Origin of the sequence: Bacillus sp. FSL W8-0223, from assembly GCF_038006805.1 — a bacterium.
Classification (GTDB): domain Bacteria; phylum Bacillota; class Bacilli; order Bacillales; family DSM-4216; genus Bacillus_O; species Bacillus_O smithii.
This window is the reverse complement of record NZ_JBBOVX010000001.1, coordinates 3,016,250-3,040,850: the sequence shown is the minus strand read 5'-3', so window position 1 is coordinate 3,040,850 and position 24,601 is coordinate 3,016,250. Positions and strand designations below refer to the sequence as shown.

The following is a 24,601-nucleotide window of genomic DNA, read 5'->3' as shown; positions in this document are numbered from 1 at the left end:
AACTGCTTCTTCTATCTAGTTTTGAAGGAACAATCGTTCCGACAACTACATACCGTCTGGTGGCGATGGCGAAGAGGTCACACCCGTTCCCATCCCGAACACGGAAGTTAAGCTCTTCAGCGCCGATGGTAGTGAGGGGATTCCCCTTGCGAGAGTAGGACGCTGCCAGGCAAAAGAAAAGGAGAATAGCCTAAGTGCTGTTCTCCTTTTCTTTTTACTCTGATTTCATGGTAAGATGATGGTAAAAGAGATGTATGTCTTTTCCATTAAACGATGTTCTTGCTTCATAAAGAACGGAAATTATTGGAGGGTGAACATATGCTTAAGTCATTTATTACAGGAATCATTGTAAGTCTTATCATTTGGATAGCAGGTGCTGTAAGCAATTTAAATGTAAGCCGAATCTTTTTTATTGTTTCTGTCCTTTTGATCGTATTAGCCGTAGTACTATCCGGATTGGGAGTAAGTGGAGATAGAATTCGTGCTAACGCAGCAACCGAAACAAAGGAAGATAGAAACTGGAGAATAGACACTTCTAAAAATATCATCCTTATAGCTCTTCCAAGCATCATCGGATTTTTTCTTACTTACTCTTTACACTGAATTTTTTGTGTCACTCTTCTTCTTTTGTTCATGGACACTTCTCAGAGGAGATTATGGAAAACGATAGGAGAATCAATGTTGAAAAGAATTTTATTGATTCTATCCACGGTATTTTTAGTAATAATCCAATCGACTGTTATCTACTTTTGGATAATGGATTGGAGAAAACTTGTAACATATGACGGGTTGATCGTTTGGAGTGGCTCCATTATTTTAGGAATGATCGTTTACCGATTTGATTTATCGTTAAATGCTTGTGAAAAATCGTTCGAAATATTAAAAAAGGTTCATTTGATATCAACTTCAATAACGATATTTCTGGGAATTCTTTCGCTGCTTATTGAATCAGTAACAAGTTCAATGCCTTAAAAAGGAATACTGATACAAGCATCTGTGTATAGATTCAGAAATCGATTCATCGGTTCATGAAAGGGGGGCAAGGAATGTATCCTGAATCGCTGGTGAAAGAGTGCCAAAAAAGAATCGAAAAATATCCTTGTGAAGGTTTTGTTTATGGCCAGGGGCCGGAGAAGGCGGAGATTATGCTCGTTGGCGAAGCTCCGGGGGAAACGGAAATCCATAACGGAATCCCTTTCAGCGGCCGAGCGGGAAAACAATTATCCGAGTTTTTAGATTACTTGGGGATTTCACGTGAAGATGTGTTTATTACCAGCGCTGTTAGAAGCCGCCCTTATAAGGTCGTGAAGAAAGAGAAAGATGGACAAATAATAGTAAAGAAATATAACAGGACGCCGACTCAAAAGGAAATTTTAGCCCATGCTCCTTTATTGGATTATAACATCTGTTCCATTCAGCCAAAAATTATTGTTACGTTGGGGAAAATTGCGTTGGAAAGAGTAACGGGGATGAAAGGAAACCTGGAAAAGATTCATGGCAAAATGATGATCACGCCGGTGCAAAAATTAAAAAGGTTGGATAGCAGCGAAATGGTATGGACAGATCGTAAATATAAGATTTTTCCGCTGTACCATCCCGCTGCCGTTTTTTATAATCGACGTTTGCTTCAGGAGATTTATGAGGACTTAGATCAATTGAAAAATTATATAAAAGAAGAAGGGATTCGTTTAAACGGTGCTATGTAAAAGGGGAGGATGAGAATCCTCCCCTTTATGAAAAGGTGATCTAATAGCCTCCGTATCCGCCACCTACAAAAGAGGCGCCTACGATAATCAACAAGATGAACAGCACGACAATCAAAGCAAAACCGCTTGCTCCGTAGCCAGACATACTTTCACCCCCCAACAGATTGGTTAGTATAATTTATGAAATAGCTTGTCACTGTGTTTGGACAAGATAGCCAATTAAAAAAACTTAGTCATATGAAATATGATTTAGCGAGCTGAGCCCATCATTGTCTTTGAATTGGAATTCTTGCTTAGGTAAGGAATTTTGCTTCAAAAAAGCCATTAGCAAAGCATGCTAATGACTTTCAATTTACAAGTATTTCTTTTTCCAAAAATCTTTGTTTTTTTCATTAGGGAATATTCGTCCGTCAAGCAGGCGATGATCTTTGAGTCAGTCAAGACTTTGTGGGAATTTTTTTGGTTCGCTGAAAATAGATGTAAGTCATAGGTTAGCGAACCATTTTTTTGAATTTCATCCGTAAGCGCTTTCGGACTCTCATCCCTTGCCATGACAGACGAATATGTATACCTTTTTTTACCATCCCTTGAATTCAGACAGGGCATGATAGATCGGAGTCCCGGACGATTGCTGTAAATATGGCACGTTATTCCGCGTTACCTCTGGAAGAAGACGGCGGATGCGTTGTTTCGCCTTGTTCACGATCGTCTGTTTGGTAGATGCCGTTTCCTCCGCCGGATGCGACGATTCTTCTCCTAAACGATGTCCGAAAAGACGAATCCCATCCATCCGGGCAATCATTGCCTTGAAAAACGCCCTGAGTCCCTTGTCTGTCCAACTGCGGCGGTATTTCACCCGATACGCCAGCTGGCTCATCACGCTTTCAGCCCTCCCCATCGGATACATGCCCGTTGTGTCCACTCCTTGCTCCTTCAGCCATTCCCGGTAATCACGGATGCATCCCGGCATCGATTCGATCCGGTGGATCAAGGCAGCCAGCTGTTGTTCTTTCGCTTCGTCCCCCAGCGTGCCGAGGGCGCTGTTCAGTTCCACAAGCAGCTTCTCTTCATCCTGCTTCGCCAGCTTTTGCCGAATCGCCTGCCACCGTGGATGGCCCGAGAGGCATTGGCGCAACTCACGCGCCACGTGGAATCGATCCAATTGGAAGCAGACCCGTCCTTTGAAATACTCCCGGCACGCGGTAATCCATGGAGCGCCGTCCCCGTTGATGACAAGAAGATCCCGACACGGATCATAGGCATATTCGTTCATCAAAAATTCCTCGAAGCCTTCCCACACCTCCCCCTTGCCTTCATGGACGTAATGGCGCTGATTCACGAATTCGATCCGTGAGCCGTTGCGCTTCCATCCTTCGTGAACGGTCAGGATTTTGTCTTCCTTGGCCCGTTTTCCCTTCCCTTGGAGAGAGACAAACAGTCCATCGGCCTCCACAAACAGCACCCGTCCATATCGCTGGTCAACCGGGCAGTGCAGCGGAACTTCAGCCTCGAGCACCAACTGGCGGATCGTCTCATGGCTCATCACCGGATACCCGACCATCTGGGCAAGCGTATGAGCCGCTTTGCGATAGGAAGAGCACTCCACAGCCAATCCCATCGCCGTTTCTTCTAGACAAGGGCTGATTGACTGCGATCCATCAAACGCTAAAAAGGAATCAAGCAAAAACGTGTAACGGTTTTGTTCTCGGTCTAAATAGTAGTTTCGCTCAAAGGTAACTTCGCCAAACAAGGTTTGAATCGTGGTGCGTCGTTTGTCTTTCAAGTGGTACCGGCGCTTGTCCCGGGTTTCCGCCAATTGTCGGTCGATGTCCTCCAACAGAGCCGTAAACAGCTCGGTGAAGGCGTTTTGCAAGGCTCGAAACAAATCAAGTTCGATCTCTTTCCATGTCAACGAATTTGTGGTAAGATGTTGTTGAATATTCATGGGACTCTCTCCTCCTGTTTGATGGTGTGAACAATGATCATCTTACCAGGGAGAGAGTCCTTTTTTCATGTTTCCTGCTTGGGATCCTACCGCGCTTTGCTTGGTGGCCCCGATGAGGGGATTGCGAACCTACGTTCCCAACCCCCTCATCGGGGAATTCTAAGAATTTCTCCCACAAACATTTTACTCACACATGATCTTTCTCGCTTGCAGAGAGGAAAAGGAAGTGGAGGAGACATAAAGCCGACAAGCTCATTGCTTGCTGTTTTCCGGCAAAAATGAAATGGGAAGATGCTTTTTAATGAAGATAAGATATAGTGAAGGTTTATTTTTTCTCATGAGAGAGCTCGTTCTTATGATCGGCTGTCGACAATTGGTTCATCTTTTCGGCTAACAGCTGTTTGGCCTCGTTATAAGTAAGGCCGGATTGAGCGTTAAGTCTTTTGACTTCTTCAATATCGGTACCGGCAACGGTATAGCGTTTATCCGTCAATTGGTTCACCTCTTTTCAGAAGGTTTACCAAAATTATTCCCGATTCAAACTACATTATGCGGAGTATGGGAGAGGTTCAATTCCATTCAAAAGTTAATAAATGTTCATTTCGAACGTATTCAGTCGTTTTAAATGGGATTGCCTGGCTGTCATCCTTAAATTCGGAAAAATTCTGGAAAAGCGTGTTTTTGCGGAAAATAATTCTCATCTCACCAACGAAAAAAGTCAAAAGAAAAAAGCGGTGAGACCGCTTGATAAATTAATATCTTTTTGCCGCGATATAAGCTTTCTTCCAATAAGGATTGCTTAATCGATCAATCCGCACACCTTTGGAGGCAGAATGAATGAATTGTTGCTTTCCGAGGTAAAGGGCAACATGAGAAGGACCTTTTTTATATGTACTGAAAAAGATTAGATCTCCTGGACGTAAACTTGATTTGGAAACAAATTTTCCCTTTTTGTACAATTGAGCCACTGTGCGAGGAAGAATTTTTCCGACCCGCTTATGCGTATAATAAATAAATCCCGAACAATCGAATCCACTTGATGTCGTGCCTCCATATTTGTAAGGAACACCTATGTATTTTTTGGCAATGCTCACTACGGCAGTTGGCGAATAAGCAGCATCCGCTTCTTTTACCGAAAACAGACTTCCAACAGACAACATCAATGCAAGTACCACTGAAATTATAGCGTATTTCCTCATAGATTTCTCCCCGTCAAATATTGTCGTTTTTTCTTTCTTGATGACATTGTAACAAGAAAATAGGCTGTAACCATTTACAGATTAGTTTATTTTTCGTTACAGCTATATTACGGAAGAAAAACAATAAAAAGAGGAAAATAAAGGAATAAAAAGGTTTTTTCATCATAAAAGTACAAAGAAATCATCTTTATACAGTCATGAAGGTTGTCGAAGGAGGATGGGAAATGGAAGATTCCAGCTTTGCAATTCATCCCGAAAATGAAAAAAACGACAAAAAGCAGGAATTTGTCGATATTGGAAAGATGAAAAAATGGTTCTCTGACGGAGAAACGGTCCGATTTCATTGTGAAAACGGCTTTGTCAACATCCGTTTTTATCGTGACGATATCGCTCGAGTAGTGATGAATCCCCAGAAGGAACCGACAATGGAACAAAGTTTTGCGGTCGTGAAATCACCGGAAAAGGTGTCATGGGAAGCGGAAGAAAGAGAAGGCATTGTGACTATAAGAAGCAGTAAACTAATTGTTACCGTCCATCCCCATCCTTTACGGATCCATTTTTATGGCTCCGACTCCCGCTTTTTATTAAAGGAAGGCAGGCGAGGAATGGCCTTTGGTGTAAAAGGAGAGGTCATTTGTTTTAAAGAGATGGCAGAAAACGATCATTTTTACGGCTTTGGGGAAAAAACAAGTTTTTTGGATAAACGCGGCGAAAAAATGACGATGTGGAACACGGATGTTTTTGCTCCCCACAATCCGGAAATTGATGCGATGTACCAGTCGATTCCTTATTTTATGACCATCCGCAACGGAAAGGCGCATGGCCTTTTTTTCGATAATACGTTCAAAACCGTCTTTGATATGAAATCAAACCGCAGCGAGTATTCTTTTTGGGCGGAAGGCGGGGAACTGGATTATTACTTGCTGGCCGGACCAAGCCCGAAAGATGTGCTCGACCAGTACACCACTTTGACCGGACGAATGGAACTACCCCCCAAATGGGCGCTTGGCTACCATCAATCGCGTTACAGCTATAAAACGGAAGCGGAAGTTCGTGATCTCGTCAAAACCTTTAAGGAAAAAGAAATTCCGCTTGACGCAATCTATTTGGATATTCATTACATGGACGAATACCGCGTATTCACATTTGACAAAAGGCGCTTTCCGAACCCAAGAAAGCTGGTTCAAGATTTGAAAAAAGCGGGTATCCAAGTCGTGCCGATCGTAGACCCGGGGGTGAAAGAAGATCCGGAATATCCGATATATCAAGAAGGCATCCGCCTTGATCAATTTTGTAAATATATAGAAGGCGATGTTTATTTCGGCGATGTGTGGCCGGGAAAAAGCGCATTTCCTGATTTTTCTCAAGAAAAAGTGCGAAAGTGGTGGGGAAAAAAACAAACATTTTACACAGATCTCGGTATAGAAGGAATTTGGAACGATATGAACGAACCGGCCGTTTTCAACGAAACAAAGACGATGGACTTAAAAGTCATCCATGAAAATGACGGAAACCCGAAAACTCATCGTGAACTCCATAACGTCTACGGTTTATTTATGGGAGAAGCTACGTATAATGGATTGAAAAATCAGTTAAACGGCAAACGCCCATTTGTCCTTACACGTGCCGGTTTTTCGGGGATCCAACGATATGCGGCCGTTTGGACAGGGGATAATCGAAGTTTTTGGGAGCATCTGCAAATGACGATGCCGATGTGCTTAAATCTTGGCATGTCCGGGATAGCTTTGACCGGTTCGGATGTCGGCGGTTTTGCTCATGATGCAACGGGAGATCTGTTAGCCCGCTGGACGCAGCTTGGCGCCTTTATGCCTTTTTTCCGCAACCACAGCAATATTGATACCGTCCGTCAAGAACCTTGGGCTTTTGGAGAAGAAATTGAATCGATCGTGAAAACCTATATTCAGCTTCGTTATCGCATGCTCCCTTACTTTTACACACTTTTTCGCGCCGCTCACTTGACCGGTGTGCCGGTGATGCGTCCGTTGGTGATGGAATATCCGGATGATCCGAATGTGTTCAATTTATTCGATCAGTTTTTAGTCGGAGAACATCTTTTGGTCGCCCCGATCACGCTTCCAAGCACGTATCATCGAGTGGTATATTTGCCAAAAGGGATTTGGTACGACTACTGGACAAACAAAACATACGAAGGCGGAACTTATATCATGGTGGAAGCGGACCTTGCTACTTTGCCGCTGTTTGTGAAAGCAGGATCGATCATTCCGGAAGAAGAAGGAAAAAAATCAGCTTACGAGAAAACAGATACGCTGACGGTAAACATTTATCTTCATTCCGATCCTTTTATGGGAACGATCTATGAAGACGACGGCGAAACATTTCAGTATCGAGAGGGGAAGTATTGGGAAGAAAGCATTTGTGTGAGGAAGGAAGAAAGAAACGTCCAAGTAGAATTTGAAAAAGTCCATAGAGGATATAAGCCGTATTGGGACAACTTGATGTTAAAAATTCATGGGACCGAGGAACCGGTAGATATTTGGGTAAATGGAAAGAAAGCAGAAGATACCTCCCTTGCCATCGTGGATGGGACAGTGACGGTCCATGTTCCGTTTTCTTAATCAGGTTATAGCGAAAAGGGATTTTGATTTGAATCCATACTTTTATTCGTTTCAATGAGCTTTTACTGTTGTCAAAATGTCATTAGGACAAATGGGCGCACAATTATTAACCTACTAAATAAACTGATCATCGCTAAGACGGGGAAGAAACACTTTTCTCCGTCTTTTTTCAAGTTTCAAATTGATTTACAAACCAGAGTGGAACAAAAAATTTTGTTTTCTGTCTAGGGGTCATCCTTTATTGGCCAATATATTTTTTAGATTATAAAAAATTAAACAAATGGATCGATTTATTTTTTTAGATTTATCAATTGAAAATGAGTTTTACACATTTAGAAATTGTGTACGATTATTTTTTAGTAAATTTAGTTCATGTCGAAAATATTAAAATTTTGGCAATATAGGATTGAAATACTAGGTATAAAGTGCTAATTTTTACTTGAGAGTTTTAAATTGTAACTCAACTTTCGCACACAGAAATATTTAAGCATTGCTTGATATAATTAGGTATAGTGGCCAACCATTTATTCATTTGATTTTTAAAGATGTCCATGTTCAAAGAAACCTCGGCTTCCGCCAAAGTTTGGAAAAGGTCAATAAGTGATTGAAGGGCAGTAATAAAATCTATGTCTTTTACATCTTCGCAAAGGATGTAAAAAAGGTTGCCAATCGTCTTAGGATCCTCCTCTTTTCGCATTTGCCAAGCAATGAGAATATATCGTGTAAAAACAATGGTTGTATGGCTAATTAACATGTCGTAGGAACGTCCCTGGAATTCTTTCTCTAAATTTAAAAGGGATTTATTGCATTTGAAGAAGACTTCAATGTCCCAACGCATGCCGTAAATACGAATGATCTCTTCATTTTCTAATGTTGTATCTGTGCTGAGAATGGCAAGCCATTCGCTCCGTTTATTACGGTTTCGTACAAATAGAATTTTTACTGGAATTCCATTGTCTAAAGTAGCATAAACGGATCCGCGAATGTCTTTTTTACCCATGTGAGGTTTTGCCAATTTGTAAAGTTGATTCAGTGTGAAACGTTCACCATTGTAAACGTATCGCTGCTTTAATTGCTTCACCAAGCCAATGACAAATAACCCTTTGTTCGTAATCTTCTCAATTAAAGGCGCTTGTGTAAACCAGGAATCCATGAGAACATAGTCAGCTATAATCCCTTTTTCAAGCGCATGATCAAGTAAAGCTGAAGCCACGTCCGGTTTTGATTTCAGAGCTTCCTGGCGACGCTTATAGCCAGATGTTCGTTTATCAATATTGGTATTGATTTCTTGCAGGCGATTTTCCTTTTTCGGTGAACTTAGAAGAGCAAAATCAACGGGAATAAAAGTAAAACTATCGGTCCAGCCAAGGGTAAGCATTTGAAACCCTTTCAAGTACTGATGGGTAGAGTGATCAAAAACCTTAGCCAACAGTTCAACCGACTTACTACGGTTTCTTGAAAAGACAGAATCATCAATCACAAAAGCTGTGACACGATCTTTTGAAGTTAATGGTTGAAGCAGACGGATCATTTCACTGCTTAATGAAAGCAGAAACTTTCTCCAATGATAGGTTGGTGTATTTAAAAAGCGATAGACTGTATCCTTTCCGGGCAGATCCTGAGATCGTTTACTCATAAAAGCACGAAACCAGTTCTTATATTGGAAGACTAAAAGAAAAATCAGTTTGAAAACAGTAAGACAAGAATACCCGGAAAGTTTCGTAATATTCGCTTTTCTTAAATGATATCCAATATTTAATTCGGAAAATCCTTGTTTAATTTCTTTTGGTAATTGCGCAAAGTAGTCTTTATTCGTTATCATAGTGGTGACACCTTTCTTTTGGATTTGGTTTCGTCACCAATATTTTACCAAAAGAATAGGTGTCTTTCTTTATGTTTTAAAAAATGTCAAATGATAATTTTGTACTTCCCAAAACCATTTACATCAAGCATTTAAACAAGATTTTGGACTGCGAAAGCTGAGATTGTAAAAATAGGAGGTGTCGTATGCGATTTTCTGTTAGTTATCGATTAAGCGAACTGGATAAGGCTTACCGTATGAGGGTGTATAGTTTAATAAAAGAAGCAGTTCGTTCGGTAAATGAGAGCTATTATAACAAGCTTTTTTTGCAATCGGAAAATAAGATAAAACCTTTTTCGTTCGCAACTTACTTGCACAATTTCACCCTTCATGATACTGCGATTAGTCTTGATGGAATAACCATCACTATCAGTAGTCCTGATATGGAGTTTGTTGTCCATGCTTTTAACGGTCTTCGACAAATGAAAGAATTCTTTGTACATGATCAAGTGTGGCGTCAATCAAACTTTCAATTGCTAAAGGAGCCTACCATTATAAGTCGCAAGGTAGTATTTCGGACGTGCTCCCCTATTTTAGTTGAAGATAAAAATGGAAAGCCGCTGGCTCCAACGGACCCTGGCTATGAACAAGAACTGAATTATTATGCAAATTTACAAATTCAACAATTTACGGGCAGAGATCTTTATGAACCTCTTCATTTTACCCCGATACAAATGAGGAAAATGGTGATTAAAGAAAGAAATCGACATATAGATAAAAATGTTTATCTATATTTCACTACTTATCGAGGTCTATTTATGTTGGAAGGAAATCCTCAAGACTTGCAATTACTTTATCAGTTGGGTATTGGTAAAAGAACTACTTATTTTGGTTTAGTGGAATATGAATGTGAGAAGGTGTAACAATGCAAATTCACATTGACGGGGAACAGTGGCCGATGGCTGCCGGATGTATAGGTTTGGCTAAGCTCTACTCGGAAGAAGAGTTACCGCGAACTTCCACCGGTGTTCAGTTAAATGATAAAATTCTTGATACTCTTGCTGAAAAATTTATCAGAGGTTTGATTGATCAGTTTAGTGTTGTAAAACGTGATGTCAGAAAAACGATGTGGTATTCCAATCAAGCCAAAAAACAACCGGAACGGACAAAAGAATTCGCAGCGGAAGTTCGAAAAATTCTAAACGAACAATATAAAAAAGTGAAAAAATATTTTTCTGAAACAGAGGAATGCCAGAGATTAAAAGAATTATTGGAAAAGCTAAAAGAAATAAAAAAGCCCGAGGAAGCTTCCTTCATTAAAGAATGCATAGAAGAATATGGCGACATTGCTTCTACTCCATTTATTAATGAAAAGCTAACGTTAAATTATGTAAAATCAATGATTTTAATCCCTTTTTATGGACAAACGTCCATTCTTCAGAAAAGTTTTTTTTCTAAAAGCACAGAAGAGCATATTCGAAAAATTGAAGCAGATTTTATTCAACCAGCAAAACTAGAGTTGATGTTCGCTGAAAAACTTGATTCAGCGACCCGCATTGAAGAGATTGTTGCTTTTCTTGAAGAACATAAAAACTATAAACCTTTTAAAAATTTGTTAAAGCCAATCAAGAAGTTTACAGATAAAGAACAAGTTATGGACTATCTTCATAATGAAATGTTACCTTGTTCTTTTATAGAAGGATTAATTGCGACTCAATCTTATGAAGAAAAGATTTTTTTACCTCTTGCTTTTTCAAAGGACAATGCTGTTAATTTCAACTGGAATTTTGATAAAAAACTCCCGGTTCCCATAAGTGCTGTGGCTCGATTAGTCATGTTTATGGCTCCTTTTGGTATGGCGTTCTATTCAAGAAGATTAGGAAATGAACAAGCGAGTGAAACTCTTCGCTACGCGGGAATGATTCTTTCGCAAAAACATTTTGCGGAAGTGATTAAAGAAAATCTTACTTACCAAAAGCTTCGAGGAGAAGGTTCCAGTTTTGAGGAAGCAATTGTTGGACTTTTGCAAGAATCAATTGATAAAGCGAAGAAAATAAAAAGTTCTTATTTTTTTCTTGAGTTTTATTCAAGTAATGATACAAAAATAAAAAAAACTTTACTTGATTATTATCATATGCCGGCCTATCTTACTCAATATATTGCGAATTATGGAAAATCGTTGGAATTACTTTATTACCGTGAATTTAAGGATGCATTTTTTAGAGCCATATTGAAAGGAATTGATCCGAAAGAAATTATTTTTGACTATTTGCGTGTGGCGATTAAGAATCCTTATCATGCAAAAGGAGCCCTTTTTGCAACACGTGAACGAAAACGAATTCTTCAAGCGAAGAAAGGAGTGGAAGATATGAAGAATTATGATAAAACGATATCTTATGTTTATTATCGCGGGTGCGATTTGCGAAATGAATTAATGAAAGACCGTATTGCTGAACAGGAGGGAGAGCCTTATCGAGCCAGCGGCAAGAAAAAGATAGATGGAATTGCTTATCGTTTGCTGAATGCGGCAAAAGCGGGGAATAAAAGTGGATTTATGGACACGATTTTCCGTATACATATGGCTGCGGGACTTGATGTACCTTCTATTTTTGTGGACTCGTTTAAAGAAGAGGGATTGGACTTTGAAACGATATCAAGTGCATTTATTGCCGGTCTAATTGGACAAGAACAAATCAAAATTGAAGGAGATGTAACAAATGGGTAAGGCATTATCTTTTACAGTCGTATTTCAAGGAAATTCTTTAAATTATGGCGAAGGAATTGCCAACATTTCAGAATTAAAGAAGATTCACAGGGGAAATGGAGATGTGTTAACTTTTGCTTCAAGGCAAAGCATTCGTTACGATATTGTCCGTCTTGGAAACGAGTGGTTTGAATGGAATCTTCAAACGGTTGATAAGACAAAAGGAACATTGCAATTTCGGGAAGATGTGACGATTGCCGATTCCGTTGAAATGGACTTTTTTGGTTATTTAAAGACAGGAAAATCATCTCAAAAACGTCCGGCCGTTGCTCGGCTTTCCCATGCCGTTTCCCTCGAACCATACCGTAGTGATATGGAATTTCTCAATAATATGGGGCTTGCCGAGCGGATTGATGAAACTCCGAATCTTGCCAATATTGAACAACATGAAAGTTTGTATACCTATACAATGACCCTTGATTTAGATAAAGTGGGGATCGATGGAGATATAGAGTTGAGTAAAGAAATCCGGTACACCCGTGTAGAACAGTTGCTTGAAATTATTAAATTATTAAACCGAAATATACGTGGCCGCCAAGAAAGTTTAGCACCTCTGTTTGTTATAGGTGGATTATATCCGATTGCTAATCCGTTTTTCTTAGGAAGGATCAAATTAGAGACTAAAGCACATAAATGGATGATGAATGTGAAAGGATTAAATGATGTATTAGAAACAACTTTTGTCGGCCAATCCATTCGAGATCAAACCTATATTGGATATGTCTCAGGCGTATTTGGAAATGAAGCAGAGTTTGACAGTGTATTAAACAGAAAGGCAGGATCAATAGAAGACTTTTTTACGGAGCTGAAAAATGAGGTTCGATCCCACTATGGAGTGAATCAATAATGAAGGCACTTCGTTTAGAACTTTATCAGCAAACAGCTTGTTATAAGAAGCCGTTTGCTTTCAAAGTGTCGGAAACGTATCCTCTTCCTCCTTATTCAACTGTAAAAGGGATGCTTCATGCGGTGTTAAAAGCAAATTCTCTCATCCCAATGAAAATAAGCATTCAAGGAAAATATGATACGTTGGTCACTGATTATCAAACTCATTACTTTTTTAAGAAGGATCATACGAAGGAATTCGCTTTAACTTTTGATGGTCTAGGTTTTGAACCAAATTTGGCAGATGTGACCACTATGCCGATCTATATGCATATGCTCTATAATGTTGAACTGCTTATTCATGTACAGGCTGATGAGAGAGTCCTGTTGGATCTTGAGCGAAACTTAAAAACCACTACCACTCATTTAAGTCTGGGAAGATGGGAAGATTTAGTTCGAATCGATCGTTGTGAAATGGTTGAATTAAGTGATTGCGAGGATGAACCTGTTTTAAAATACAATGCTTATGTTCCAATGAAAATGATAACAGATGAAACTTACTTTCCGTATAAGCTAAATTGGACGTACCGTATTATTCAAGGTGTAAGAGTTTGGAATAAAATTCCTGTTGGATATATGCTGGCTGGGGAACCTATTGAAAAGTTTGAATTAGTGTCACTGGATCCATATGGGGATTTGGTTCTTTTTCCGTAAACATCTTGTTATAGAGGAAAGTTTTCATCGCTTTCCTCTATAAAATAGGAGGAATTTTATGATTTTTTATGCGAAATCTTCTCCAGTGGAAACGATTCAAGAACATACCAATGAGCTACTTGTACGTTTAGAAGATTTTAAGAAATTATACCAATCTTCTATTCCGTTGTTGTCGGAACGAGATTGGGAGCTGCTTGAATGGGCGGTAAGATACCATGATATCGGAAAAGTAGATGCGGTTTTTCAGAATAAAATCCGAAAGGTAATAGGAAAATCCCTTTTATCAGAGGCTAGTTCGTACAATATCCCGCATAATTTGCTATCTGTTATGGCGATTCCTTTTCAGGAATTAGGCTTGGATAAAGAGGAAACCAAACTGTTAGCTCAAATTGTAGCCTATCATCATGAACGGGGAATTCTACCGGATAAACAACAAATCATAGCCAATTATGAGCAAAACATTTTGCCGTTAAAAGAGGAAATTGAGAAACAATTTGGTTTGCCCATTGATGGAAAAATTCGAAGATCCAAAATTAGTAAAATAGAGCGTAGAATTCTTCCTTCTGATGATATGTACTATCGGTACATACTATTAAAAGGCTTTTTACATCGACTTGATCATGCGGCTTCAGCCCACGTTCCCATCGAATTAGCAACCGAAATGGATGTAGGTGCCCATGTAACCCGATACTTCCGTGAGCGATTAAAAGTAAATAAAAACCCTCTTCAAGTCTTTACTGAGTCTCATCAAAATCATCATTTAGTGGTTGTCGCTCAGACAGGTATGGGAAAAACAGAAGCAGGTTTACTGTGGCTGGGAAAAAAGAAAGGTTTTTTTACTCTTCCTCTACGTGTGAGCATAAACGCTATGTATAATCGGATCACGAGAGAAGATAATATAGCTTTTACTAAAAAAGATGTCGATCTGGGAGAAGAAGCAACAGGCCTACTTCATTCCACGAGCCTCGATTATCTTTATGATCAAGTAGAAGGAAACGACAAAATTTTAGAAAAAGTACATAGCCAGTCAAAAGAATATGCGAATAAGCTCGTAATCTCAACAATCGATCAAATATTAAAGTTTCCCTTTTATTATCTAGGGTTTGAAAAAGAATATGCCACAATGGCTACATCAAAAGTTATTATTGATGAGCTTCAAGCCTATGATCCTAAAATTGCTGCTGTTCTGATTAGAGCCATGACCATGATTGATAAAATAGGAGGCTCTTTTATGATTATGACAGCAACTCTTCCAGACTTTTATTTTAAAGCACTTCAAAGAGAACTTTCTTCATCAAATGTACCTCTTATATACAAAGAATTTATTGATGATTCAGTGAAAAGACATAATGTCTTGGTAAGAGAACAATCAATACTGGAAGATTCTGTATTGGAGGAAATCGCAAGCAATCATTTTTCGAAGAAGATTCTTGTCATTTGCAATACCATAGATCGGGCTTGTCAAGTTTATGATCATCTATCAGAAATGGGGGCCTCTGTATGGTTATTACATTCTCGTTTTACCAAAATGGATCGCGCCCGTTTGGAAAAACAGATTATGGACTTTACAACAAGAAATGTTTGTGGAATTTGGGTAACGACTCAACTTGTTGAAGCCAGTCTTGATGTAGACTTTGATTTACTGTATACAGAAATGTCCACATTAGATAGTCAATTTCAACGTTACGGACGGTGCAATCGTAAAGGGTTAAAACCTGTTGATAAAGCGAATATTCATGTTTTTACAGAGGATGTCTCCGGAATAAGTAAAAATAAATCGGGTGGTGTGTATCATCGTGATATTTATGATCGAAGCCTCGCATTGCTGAAAGAACATCCAGGCGGTTTGTTATTGGAGTCAACAAAGCAAAAAATGATACGAGATCTTTATGATGAGAAAAATTTGAAGAATAGTAGTTTTAAAAAAGAATTTGATCAAACATTAGAAGAATTAAAGAATCGACCTCATTATGATCCTGATTTCAAAAAAGGAAAAGCTCAGGAGTTATTGCGGGATATCCATCAAGTGCAGGCCATTCCTATTTCGTTTGCAAAACAAGAAGAATTTCAAGAAAAACTGGATGAATGGCAGAATGCTCAAACTTCACAAGACAAAAGAAGATATCGAAATAAAATTGAAGCATACAGTGTAGGAGTGAACAAGTTCCGGGCAGAAAAAGTCGGATTAACAGAGCTGGAAGGACTAAAGGGATTATATTATATTCACTGTGATTATAATCCTGAGAAGGGTTTAGTCCTCCAATCGGAATCGATTTTTCTGTAGAAAGGTGGCATGAAAATAAATGCAGCAAACGGCATCGGTGGGCGGAGTTGATCTTGCTTATTATCGTTTATGTAAACGAAAATTGTGGTTATACAAAAAAGGAATTGGAATGGAAGATGAATCTGACCGAGTATTGCAGGGCAGTGTTCTTCATGAAACCGCTTATCCTCGCCTAGAAAAAAAGGAACTTTTAATAGACAATGCTTTTAAAATTGATGCAATAGATGGAGAATATGTCAGAGAAATCAAGCTTTCCAGCAAGATGATGGAATCCGATAAGCTGCAAATGCTCTTTTATTTATATCAGCTTTCGTTAAGAGGAGTTGTGAAAAAAGGTCTAATCAGTTACACAAAGGAGAAGAAAACAGTTGAAGTCATTTTAACAAAAGAAATGGAGAAAAAAATGAAAAAGGCTATTGCAGAAATCTATCAAATTATCAATAAACCATCCCCACCAGCTGTGATCAATGTTCCTTATTGCAAGTCCTGTGCCTATTATGGTTTTTGTTATGCAAAGGAGGTTGATGAAGATGATGCGTGATCATTATGTTTTTTCAAATGGCAGATTAAAAAGGAAAAACAATACGGTTTACTTTGAAGACGAGAAAGGGAATCAGATTCCTCTTCCCATTGAGAAAATTAGAACGTTACATTTGTTTGGCGAAATTGATTTAAATACTAAATTATTAACATATTTAAGCCAATATGGAATTTTACTGCAATTTTATAATTACTATGGTTTTTTTGCTGGAACATATTATCCAAGAGAAAGAAAGGAATCAGGGTATGTCATTGTCAAACAAAGTGAGCATTACTTAGATAAGTATAAAAGATTATATATTGCCTATCAATTTTTGCATGGGGCTGTTCATCATATGCTACGAAATTTAAGAAATTATAAGGCACAGACGATGGAGTACATTCAGAACATTCAAGTTTTATACGATCAATTGTCAAAGGCAACAACCATTCAAGAATTAATGGGAAGAGAAGGACAAATTCGTCATATATACTATCAAGCCTTTAACCATATTTTTAAACAAGATTTTGTACTAGAAAAGCGGGAAAAAAATCCTCCTAGGGATCCTATTAATGCTCTTATTTCATTTGGGAATACACTGATGTATCGCACTGTACTTAGTGAAATTTATAAAACTCCATTGAATCCTACTATAAGTTATTTGCATGAACCGTCTACAAAACGATTTTCTTTAAGTTTAGATATTGCTGAAATTTTCAAACCACTCATTGTGGACCCGATCATATTTTCACTTATAAACAAAAGACAGCTGACTAAAAAGCATTTTGATTATTTGGAAGGAGAAATATGTCATCTTAATGAAGAAGGGAAAAAGAAGTTTATTATGGCATGGGAAGAACGTTTAAAACAAACCATTAAGCACAGAGCCCTTAAACGAAGCACTTCTTACCGTTACCTAATTCGGTTAGAATGCTATAAGTTAGTGAAGCATGTCATAGATGATGAAAAGTATAAACCTTTAAAAGCGTGGTGGTAAGGATGTTTGTGATTATTACGTATGATGTTGACAAAAAACGAGTTGGAAAAGTGTGCAAAAAACTTCGTGAGTATCTAGACTGGACACAAAATTCTGTGTTTGAAGGGGAAATTTCAACTGGAAAATTAACGAAATGTATGTTTGAATTGAATCAGATTATTAACAAAAAGGAAGATTCCATTTACTTATATCAAGTGAATAACCCAAGAAATATTAAGAAAGTGGTTTATGGTCAAGAGAAGAATCCTTTAGATTTATTTTTATAAACGCGATTCAATGTAATAAATACAATCCATGAAATGTGGAGTCGTCTTAAATTTAAAAAAAGTGACAGTAGGATCCACAAAGAATTTTAAAACTTTATAAAAAATGTTTCTGATCTCTTCAATTGATGTTTTGCAGCGAATCTCGTTTTTATAAAAATCACCCTAATCTCTTGCTGCTTAAGGGTTTTGATAGCTTTTAAAGATCTAGTGAAAAACACAACTACCGATTTGCTGCAAAACTAATATGTTCGTCGAAACATTGAAGTATCCCTAGTCCTTGATAAATAAGGATTTTTTGAGTGCCAAATTGTAGGGTTTTATCTGAACGTAGTGGGATATAAAGTCGAGGTATCCTTTTTCTTTCCGCCAATCGCCGCGCCCGCGTTTTATCTGAACGTAGTGGGATATAAAGTTCTGCGCTCTTTTCACTCCAAAATGATCTGTATATGTTTTATCTGAACGTAGTGGGATATAAAGGATCAACTTATTGGTGATTATATCGCGAAAAACTTGTTTTATCTGAACGTAGTGGGATATAAAGTCAAAACATAAAAGATACTTTTGGCGGTGAAATACGTGTTTTATCTGAACGTAGTGGGATATAAAGATGGAAAAGGTGCTTGGCAATGGGCTTCCGATTACCGTTTTATCTGAACGTAGTGGGATATAAAGTTGACTACAGAAGAGCAAATTCAGCAACTCCTTGATGCAGTTTTATCTGAACGTAGTGGGATATAAAGCAAAATATTTTGAACGACTAGCCGGAGATACAACCAGTTTTATCTGAACGTAGTGGGATATAAAGTGCTTCCATCAGTTTTGGATCTAATGGAGAAGAAGCGTTTTATCTGAACGTAGTGGGATATAAAGCATGAGATATTTGAGCGACTTGTGTAATGCCTATTGGGTTTTATCTGAACGTAGTGAGATATAAAGGATGACATGGTTTGCGATCATATCAACGGAAATACGTTTTATCTGAACGTAGTGGGATATAAAGGAAAGAAAATGCTTGGGTATTATTTAAGCTTTTTTGCGTTTTATCTGAACGTAGTGGGATATAAAGATGAATGGAAGGAGAATGCTGATGATTCGAAACGAGTTTTATCTGAACGTAGTGGGATATAAAGAGCACGTTCTTCAACTTTCTCTTTGTCGATCAAGAACGTTTTATCTGAACGTAGTGGGATATAAAGCTAGTTAAACCACCAGCACCCCAAGTCATTTTAGGTTTTATCTGAACGTAGTGGGATATAAAGAAGCTGTCATATGAAGTAGATGTGGCACTACTGGAACAGTTTTATCTGAACGTAGTGGGATATAAAGAAAATGATGGTAGATAGGAGGTCTTGGGGTTTGGAAACTGTTTTATCTGAACGTAGTGGGATATAAAGAGCGAACTGAAACTCATATTCTTCCTCGCTACTGCTACCGTTTTATCTGAACGTAGTGGGATATAAAGATGTTTCTTGTGAACAACCGTATAAACGGGCGATTTGTTTTATCTGAACGTAGTGGGATATAAAGGAAATGGCCTACCGGCGCTGATGAGACAGGCTATAAGGTTTTATCTGAACGTAGTGGGATATAAAGGACGAATACTTAAATACGCCCCAGCCGACTGAAATTGTTTTATCTGAACGTAGTGGGATATAAAGAAAAACGAGTTGAAAGAACCAATGGTGCTGATTCGCGTTTTATCTGAACGTAGTGGGATATAAAGGAGGATTTGGCGCTGATTGTGCCGGCAGATCAGGCGTTTTATCTGAACGTAGTGGGATATAAAGTTCGCTTAACAGCGAGATATCCTTGACCTCCCTCTATCGTTTTATCTGAACGTAGTGGGATATAAAGCGACACTGGCGAAAGGATAGGTGCAGTAGTCGAAACAACCGTTTTATCTGAACGTAGTGGGATATAAAGATGATTGAGTACGTTTGCTATGAATGCCGGGTATCGTTTTATCTGAACGTAGTGGGATATAAAGGAAAAGTTGATATATCAACGTTTCTAGGGTTTTTCGTTTTATCTGAACGTAGTGGGATATAAAGATCGGTGAACGGGCTATTGTGAAACAACAGCATAACGTTTTATCTGAACGTAGTGGGATATAAAGAAAGATCATCGAATATAACAATGTCATTGCTCAAGGTTTTATCTGAACGTAGTGGGATATAAAGCTGAAATGATTCAGTGGGCAAAAAAATGCTATGGAAGTTTTATCTGAACGTAGTGGGATATAAAGGATTTCTCAACACCTGCTTGGATATCTCCTCCAAGTTTTATCTGAACGTAGTGGGATATAAAGGAAAAATGGGAAGAATTCAAGGAAAAATGGGCAAAGTTTTATCTGAACGTAGTGGGATATAAAGAGCACCTGTTGGCGGATGGTACGACACCGGAAAAGACGTTTTATCTGAACGTAGTGGGATATAAAGAAAAGATGATTGGCTTTTATTAATTCAAAACAAAGGATGGTATGTCAACACTAAACTAGACACTTTTTTAAGGTGTTTCTCTTTATACTCCATCGGGCTCAAGTACCCTAGCGTTCCATGGATTCTAATATGATTAAACCAATGAACATAATCATCTAATTCCAGTTTCAGTTGTTCTAAACTTTCTAAATATTTACCTTTCACAAACTCTGTCTTAATGATTTTAAAGGTTGCTTCAGCTACTGCGTTGTCATAGGGGCAGCCCTTCATTCTTAACGATCGTTTAATGTTAAACGTTTCTAGCGCTTCGTCAATGATGTTGTACTTGAATTCGTTGCCTCTGTCTGTGTAAAATAATTGAATTTGCCGCAAATCTGCTTTCACTGTCGATAATGCTTGATAAACTAGCTGGGCAACTTTGTTTGGACTTGCACTATGGTCAATAACTTCTCGATTATAGAGATCGACAAATAAACAGATGTAATGCCAGCTTTTTTCTACTCTCACGTATGTTAAATCGCTGACTACAACTGTTCATTCTTCTTGTTGGTCAAATTCCCTTTTCAACACGTTTTCCACTTTTGATTCATTACATTTATCAACATGGGGCTTGAACTGGGCAACTGTATAGTTTGATACTAGCTCGTTTTCTTTCATGATTCTGTTAATTCTTCGCCTTGAGGCAATCATACCGAGCTTCTCTAATTCATGTTTTATTTTACGTGTACCATAGTTTTGGCGGCTTTTTCGGAAGATTTCCAGAACGGCAGCTGTCAGTTCATCTTCTGCATTACTTTGTTCTTTTGCTTCGTAATAATAGGTGCTTCTTGAAAGTTGTAGGACATCGCACATTGCTGATATCGAGTATTTGTGCCTGTTGTTCTTGATCACATTTACTTTTGTCCTAGTATCAGCGCGGCTTGCTTTAAAATATCGTTCTCCATCAATAAACGTTTGTTTTCTTTCCGTAGCTGGATCAATTCGTTTTCTTCTGGGAACGATTGTCCTTCTCCTTAAAGGAACCGGACGTTTGGATTTGTTTTATCCATTTGTCCAACGCTGAAGGCGTTAAATCATATTCACTAATAATATCTTTTCTGGACTTCCCGCTTTCATAAAGCTTGACCATTTGAGCCTTAAATTCTGTGGTGAATGTTCGTCTTTTTCTCATAAATTCTTTCCGTCTTGCATAAATGCTCTTATTCTCTTGTGTATGCCGAAGATGATCAGCTTCCTCTAAATAAAATTCCCATACATGTCGCTGAATCAGTTTTTTATGCTCCTTACTTTGGGTGCACTTCGAAAGGAATGGACAATCTTTACACTGGACTGGATCAGAAAAATATTGACGATAGCCTTCCTTCGTCGTAGTTGCATATTTTAACACTTGTCCTTGCGGACAAAGATAACAATCGTAGTATTCATCGTAAACATACTCATGTTTTTTGAAATAACCATCCTTTGTACGAGGGCGAGTATAAGGTAAAGCAGGGGTCATATCATTTTCAAATATGTATTGGGCAACGGCGGGAGTTTTATATCCAGCGTCAGCAGCAACTACAACCGGTTTTCCATGTTTTTCGATGACTTTTTCAAGAAGTGGCTCCAATACGGAACTGTCATGAATATTCCCTGGCGTTACAATAGCCCCCAAAACAAAGCCATTTCGATCCGCAGCAGCATGGAATGAGTAAGCAAACTGTTTTGTTCGCTCGTCTTTTACGTAGTAACCACTTTCCGGATCAGTGGTACTTTCTTTTATTTCTTTATATTCTTCTTTCCCAAATTTATCTGGAGGAAATGGCTTTTTTCCATGTGCTTCTCGATCAGCATTTATCTCATCTTGTAGACGTGCTTGATAGGCTTTCGTTTCTTTTCGAACCACTTTCTTCACAAATTTATGCTTATTCGCACTCGCTTTGACATGAGTAGAATCAATAAAGACATGCTCACTGCTTATCAGCTTCTTATCTGCAGCTTCTTTCAAAATGCGATAGAATATCTGTTCAAATAAGTCTGTATCCTTAAAGCGTCGCTCGTAGTTTTTCCCAAACGTTGAAAAGTGAGGTACCTTATCATAAAAACCAAATCCAAGAAACCAACGGTAAGCCAGATTCGTTTCGATTTCCTCTATAGTTTTTCGCATGGAACGAATACCGAAGGTATATTGGATGAAAGCCATTTTAATCAATACAACTGGATCAATACTTGGTCGACCTCTTTCCGATGAATACATGTCTTGAACAAGCGAATAGATAAATGAAAAATCAATAGCAGCGTCGATTTTACGAACCAAATGATCTGCAGGTACAAGTTGGTCTAAAGCTATCATTTCTATTTGATCACGATTCATCTGTGTATTTTTTGTTAGCACTTCATCCACCTCAATTCATTACGGTATCTTAATTATACAAAAAAAGACTGTCGGCAAATCCGGTTTTTTCGGATTTGTCGACAGTCTGAAACAATGAATACATTGGTTTTTTCACTTTTTGTTCATTTAAAGGAAATCATTTACAACCCAAAACCAATTTGTTAAAATTGGCTCAACCGCAAAGTTTTTTGGGGTTTTGATCTTACCTATGAGGAATTGAAATTATAAAATTCAAAAACATTTAATGGGTGAAAAAACGTTTTAATCTTACCTATGAGGAATTGAAACCAGCTACTTTTGGCACGTTGTTCGATTTTAAGACAGGTTTAGATCTTACCTATCAGAAAAGAAAACCTCTTAGCGCTTTTTCCTTCGCTCGGTGCTGCGCTTTTCGATGAGAAAATAAATGGTTCCCATATTAGCCCTCCTGATGATAGAAACGTACAGTACTTATCTTCAATGTCCTTTTCTGGGAATCATTCGTCAGGTAAAGAAGTGTTTAAATCTTTTTGAGAAAATAATGCAGATGTGACAAATGTCACTGCAGGATCCGCAGTAAATTTTGTATTTTCATTTTAGAAATAACCTCGTATTAAAAGAGCGAAATGTGAAGGGCATCATCTCGTAGCGCGACATTTTCCCTGCCGTCATGGAATTAATGAAACGAGGCTATTTTAAAGCGGAAAAACTCGTAACCAAACGGATTCAGTTAAATGATATCGTCACAGAAGGATTCGAAACGCTGATGAAAGAAAAAGAGCAAGTAAAAATTTTGGTCAAACCTGAATAAAAGCGGAAAGCGACTGCTGAAGGGATGATCCATCATGGATTATCCCTTTTTCAATGATCAAATCCTATAACTTGTTTTTGTCGCTTTATTTCTTTCATGAACGAGAAAAAGAAACAAGATAGGCAGGATGAGGATTGCTCCGATGAGACTCCAGAAAATTTCGGTTCCGCTAATGATGTGCTCGCTCAGCAGTCGATAGTAGGCATAAGAAGAATAGGGAAACACCAGAATGATAGCGGTGAGCACGCCAGGCGTATATCTTTTAAGAATAAGGGTTTGCCCTATGTGTGTGAACACATGGCCAAAAAAGACGGCGAGCAGCATCAAAAAGAGAAAGGTAAAAGAGAAAAGAACCGCCAGAACGGTTGACATCGTAATAGTCAGGAAAATCCAGAAGACATCATGAGCAAATTGAAGTGTTGTCATTTGAAAACTGCTGTAAAAATACTTGTGGATGGATTCCGGCAAAATCTTGAACACTTGTTCTTTATGGTGTTTCGTCCATTTTTCTATGGTGAGCATCTCCTCGAAATCGTGAAACATAAAGATAATGGGAAATAGCCAAAAAACAGTGAGAATTTGAAGGTGGGCGTCCAACCATTCCAAAATCATTTCAATCCCCTCTTTGTGAATGATCCAAAATCCCGCTCAAAAATAATTGGGCAACTTGTTTACCCAATTCCTTGGTCGTTTTTTCTCCAGTCAACAAATACCGATGGACCAGGCGTTCTGTGACGGCGACCATCGCTTCGGCGACTACCCATGTGTCTACAATTCCGAGCCGCTGGTTATTGGACATGTTCTTTGCGATTTGCTCCACAATCTTTTTTCGTATCTGATCGCTTTCTGCGGACTGTTGAAGCGCAATCTTGGTCAGATTCGGATTCTTCCCAAGAAAAGCAAACAATTGGACAAACATAGTGGTCACAAAATGTCGGACATCCTGCGGCGGGAATTCCGCAGCTTTTTTTCCGGCGTCGCTAAAGTGTAATAACTGCTGGTCAAATTCCTGAAGCATTTGTTGAAAGATATCTTCTTTACTTTTGAAATACAGGTAAAAAGCCGCTTGCGTTAAACCCGCTTGTGTCACGATTTCACTGATTTTGGTACGATCAAAGCCTTTTGCCGCAAACAATTCTTCGGCTGCTTGCAGCAGTCTTCGTTTACTCTCTTCACCTTTGGTTCTGGACAACGTTCATCCTCCCTTTATATAACTAACTAATCAGTTAGTTATAATTTTAACGAAAATTCTTTTGTTGTAAACAGAAATTTTTTGTCTTTCGAACAAGGCAGGTTTGATTAGGAGCATGTGAGGGAAAAGGAGAGAATAAAGTGCGCGTCCACAGAGGACTAGCCCGAATATATCGTTATTTAACCTTTT

At 38.5% G+C, this 24,601-nt stretch carries 18 protein-coding genes, 1 rRNA gene, 3 pseudogenes and 1 CRISPR repeat array; of the genes and pseudogenes, 13 read left to right on the top strand and 9 right to left on the bottom strand.

Features of this window, described 5'->3' with window-relative positions:
* Window positions 1-55: 55 nt before the first annotated feature.
* The 3 genes from rrf to NST81_RS14630 all read left to right on the top strand — a co-directional run bounded on the left by rrf (window position 56) and on the right by NST81_RS14630 (window position 1,706).
* Window positions 56-171, top strand: a 5S ribosomal RNA gene (gene rrf, locus NST81_RS14640).
* Window positions 172-318: 147 nt separating this feature from the next.
* A complete protein-coding gene (locus NST81_RS14635) occupies window positions 319-603 on the top strand; it encodes a DUF5316 family protein (RefSeq protein WP_341030124.1) in 285 nt (94 codons plus the stop codon).
* A 443-nt stretch (window positions 604-1,046) separates the two neighbouring features.
* Window positions 1,047-1,706: a uracil-DNA glycosylase gene (locus NST81_RS14630; RefSeq protein WP_328203831.1), complete on the top strand. Its 660-nt coding sequence runs from the start codon at window positions 1,047-1,049 to the stop codon at window positions 1,704-1,706.
* Window positions 1,707-1,746: 40 nt separating this feature from the next.
* Here NST81_RS14630 and NST81_RS14625 read toward each other — a convergent pair whose 3' ends face one another.
* The 4 genes from NST81_RS14625 to NST81_RS14610 all read right to left on the bottom strand — a co-directional run bounded on the left by NST81_RS14625 (window position 1,747) and on the right by NST81_RS14610 (window position 4,850).
* Complete coding sequence (locus NST81_RS14625; RefSeq protein WP_082142338.1) at window positions 1,747-1,851, bottom strand: YjcZ family sporulation protein; 105 nt, start codon at window positions 1,849-1,851, stop codon at window positions 1,747-1,749.
* 432 nt (window positions 1,852-2,283) lie between these two features.
* Window positions 2,284-3,651, bottom strand: coding sequence for an ISLre2 family transposase (locus NST81_RS14620; protein ID WP_003355652.1), 1,368 nt, complete (start codon window positions 3,649-3,651; stop codon window positions 2,284-2,286).
* Between the two features lie 325 nt (window positions 3,652-3,976).
* Window positions 3,977-4,144 (bottom strand): hypothetical protein, encoded by a 168-nt coding sequence (locus tag NST81_RS14615; RefSeq protein ID WP_270584731.1) that lies wholly within the window; start codon window positions 4,142-4,144, stop codon window positions 3,977-3,979.
* Window positions 4,145-4,403: 259 nt separating this feature from the next.
* Window positions 4,404-4,850 (bottom strand): C40 family peptidase, encoded by a 447-nt coding sequence (locus tag NST81_RS14610; protein ID WP_328203678.1) that lies wholly within the window; start codon window positions 4,848-4,850, stop codon window positions 4,404-4,406.
* A 224-nt stretch (window positions 4,851-5,074) separates the two neighbouring features.
* On the opposite strand from NST81_RS14610, the gene NST81_RS14605 reads away from it, so the two are divergent.
* On the top strand, window positions 5,075-7,447 hold the full coding sequence (locus NST81_RS14605) for a glycoside hydrolase family 31 protein (RefSeq protein ID WP_341030123.1): 2,373 nt from the start codon (window positions 5,075-5,077) through the stop codon (window positions 7,445-7,447).
* Between the two features lie 460 nt (window positions 7,448-7,907).
* Here the strand turns inward: NST81_RS14605 and NST81_RS14600 are convergent, their stop codons facing one another.
* A complete protein-coding gene (locus tag NST81_RS14600) occupies window positions 7,908-9,269 on the bottom strand; it encodes an IS4 family transposase (protein WP_087960047.1) in 1,362 nt (453 codons plus the stop codon).
* Window positions 9,270-9,454: 185 nt separating this feature from the next.
* Here NST81_RS14600 and cas6 point away from each other — a divergent pair, with 185 nt between their 5' ends.
* Genes cas6 through cas2 form a run of 8 tightly spaced genes read left to right on the top strand, consistent with a single transcriptional unit; the run spans window position 9,455 to window position 17,618 of the window.
* Entirely contained in the window at window positions 9,455-10,171 is a 717-nt protein-coding gene (cas6, locus tag NST81_RS14595) for a CRISPR-associated endoribonuclease Cas6 (protein ID WP_003352582.1), read from the top strand.
* Window positions 10,172-10,173: 2 nt separating this feature from the next.
* Window positions 10,174-11,973, top strand: coding sequence for a hypothetical protein (locus NST81_RS14590; RefSeq protein WP_341030122.1), 1,800 nt, complete (start codon window positions 10,174-10,176; stop codon window positions 11,971-11,973).
* Complete coding sequence (cas7i, locus tag NST81_RS14585) at window positions 11,966-12,859, top strand: type I-B CRISPR-associated protein Cas7/Cst2/DevR (RefSeq protein ID WP_341030121.1); 894 nt, start codon at window positions 11,966-11,968, stop codon at window positions 12,857-12,859. The genes NST81_RS14590 and cas7i overlap by 8 nt, the downstream gene beginning before the upstream one ends.
* The gene (gene cas5b, locus NST81_RS14580; RefSeq protein ID WP_341030120.1) at window positions 12,859-13,551 is read left to right on the top strand and encodes a type I-B CRISPR-associated protein Cas5b; all 693 of its coding nucleotides are present in this window, start codon (window positions 12,859-12,861) and stop codon (window positions 13,549-13,551) included. Before cas7i ends, cas5b begins: the two co-directional genes overlap by 1 nt.
* A gap of 58 nt (window positions 13,552-13,609) precedes the next feature.
* Entirely contained in the window at window positions 13,610-15,835 is a 2,226-nt protein-coding gene (gene cas3 / locus NST81_RS14575; RefSeq protein ID WP_341030119.1) for a CRISPR-associated helicase Cas3', read from the top strand.
* Window positions 15,836-15,854: 19 nt separating this feature from the next.
* Window positions 15,855-16,376, top strand: coding sequence for a CRISPR-associated protein Cas4 (cas4, locus tag NST81_RS14570; protein WP_341030118.1), 522 nt, complete (start codon window positions 15,855-15,857; stop codon window positions 16,374-16,376).
* Window positions 16,366-17,352: a type I-B CRISPR-associated endonuclease Cas1b gene (gene cas1b / locus NST81_RS14565; protein ID WP_341030117.1), complete on the top strand. Its 987-nt coding sequence runs from the start codon at window positions 16,366-16,368 to the stop codon at window positions 17,350-17,352. The genes cas4 and cas1b overlap by 11 nt, the downstream gene beginning before the upstream one ends.
* A gap of 2 nt (window positions 17,353-17,354) precedes the next feature.
* Entirely contained in the window at window positions 17,355-17,618 is a 264-nt protein-coding gene (cas2, locus tag NST81_RS14560; RefSeq protein WP_003352573.1) for a CRISPR-associated endonuclease Cas2, read from the top strand.
* A gap of 314 nt (window positions 17,619-17,932) precedes the next feature.
* Window positions 17,933-20,056: direct repeats of the CRISPR family, unit length 29 nt; unit sequence GTTTTATCTGAACGTAGTGGGATATAAAG.
* A gap of 24 nt (window positions 20,057-20,080) precedes the next feature.
* Here cas2 and NST81_RS14555 read toward each other — a convergent pair.
* Window positions 20,081-21,227 (bottom strand): annotated as a pseudogene (locus NST81_RS14555) (IS3 family transposase).
* A pseudogene (locus NST81_RS14550) lies at window positions 21,219-22,430 on the bottom strand (IS1182 family transposase); the annotation flags it as partial. The pseudogenes NST81_RS14550 and NST81_RS14555, both read right to left, overlap by 9 nt.
* Before the next feature lie 580 nt (window positions 22,431-23,010).
* Here NST81_RS14550 and NST81_RS14545 point away from each other — a divergent pair.
* Window positions 23,011-23,220: pseudogene (locus NST81_RS14545) on the top strand (butanediol dehydrogenase); the annotation flags it as partial.
* 57 nt (window positions 23,221-23,277) lie between these two features.
* On the opposite strand, the gene NST81_RS14540 reads toward NST81_RS14545, so the two are convergent.
* On the bottom strand, window positions 23,278-23,832 hold the full coding sequence (locus tag NST81_RS14540) for an HXXEE domain-containing protein (protein WP_048623983.1): 555 nt from the start codon (window positions 23,830-23,832) through the stop codon (window positions 23,278-23,280).
* A 1-nt stretch (window position 23,833) separates the two neighbouring features.
* Complete coding sequence (locus NST81_RS14535) at window positions 23,834-24,412, bottom strand: TetR/AcrR family transcriptional regulator (protein ID WP_341030116.1); 579 nt, start codon at window positions 24,410-24,412, stop codon at window positions 23,834-23,836.
* Window positions 24,413-24,601: the final 189 nt, after the last annotated feature.

Excerpts from the sequence above, each read along its gene's own strand:
- NST81_RS14635 (WP_341030124.1), top strand. The coding sequence starts at position 319 with ATGCTTAAGTCATTTATTACAGGAATCATTGTAAGTCTTATCATTTGG.
- NST81_RS14630 (WP_328203831.1), top strand. The coding sequence starts at position 1,047 with ATGTATCCTGAATCGCTGGTGAAAGAGTGCCAAAAAAGAATCGAAAAA.
- NST81_RS14620 (WP_003355652.1), bottom strand. The coding sequence starts at position 3,651 with ATGAATATTCAACAACATCTTACCACAAATTCGTTGACATGGAAAGAG.
- NST81_RS14600 (WP_087960047.1), bottom strand. The coding sequence starts at position 9,269 with ATGATAACGAATAAAGACTACTTTGCGCAATTACCAAAAGAAATTAAA.
- cas6 (WP_003352582.1), top strand. The coding sequence starts at position 9,455 with ATGCGATTTTCTGTTAGTTATCGATTAAGCGAACTGGATAAGGCTTAC.
- NST81_RS14610 (WP_328203678.1), bottom strand. The coding sequence starts at position 4,850 with ATGAGGAAATACGCTATAATTTCAGTGGTACTTGCATTGATGTTGTCT.
- cas2 (WP_003352573.1), top strand. The coding sequence starts at position 17,355 with ATGTTTGTGATTATTACGTATGATGTTGACAAAAAACGAGTTGGAAAA.
- cas4 (WP_341030118.1), top strand. The coding sequence starts at position 15,855 with ATGCAGCAAACGGCATCGGTGGGCGGAGTTGATCTTGCTTATTATCGT.
- NST81_RS14540 (WP_048623983.1), bottom strand. The coding sequence starts at position 23,832 with ATGATTTTGGAATGGTTGGACGCCCACCTTCAAATTCTCACTGTTTTT.
- cas7i (WP_341030121.1), top strand. The coding sequence starts at position 11,966 with ATGGGTAAGGCATTATCTTTTACAGTCGTATTTCAAGGAAATTCTTTA.
- cas5b (WP_341030120.1), top strand. The coding sequence starts at position 12,859 with ATGAAGGCACTTCGTTTAGAACTTTATCAGCAAACAGCTTGTTATAAG.
- cas3 (WP_341030119.1), top strand. The coding sequence starts at position 13,610 with ATGATTTTTTATGCGAAATCTTCTCCAGTGGAAACGATTCAAGAACAT.
- NST81_RS14605 (WP_341030123.1), top strand. The coding sequence starts at position 5,075 with ATGGAAGATTCCAGCTTTGCAATTCATCCCGAAAATGAAAAAAACGAC.
- cas1b (WP_341030117.1), top strand. The coding sequence starts at position 16,366 with ATGATGCGTGATCATTATGTTTTTTCAAATGGCAGATTAAAAAGGAAA.
- NST81_RS14590 (WP_341030122.1), top strand. The coding sequence starts at position 10,174 with ATGCAAATTCACATTGACGGGGAACAGTGGCCGATGGCTGCCGGATGT.
- NST81_RS14625 (WP_082142338.1), bottom strand. The coding sequence starts at position 1,851 with ATGTCTGGCTACGGAGCAAGCGGTTTTGCTTTGATTGTCGTGCTGTTC.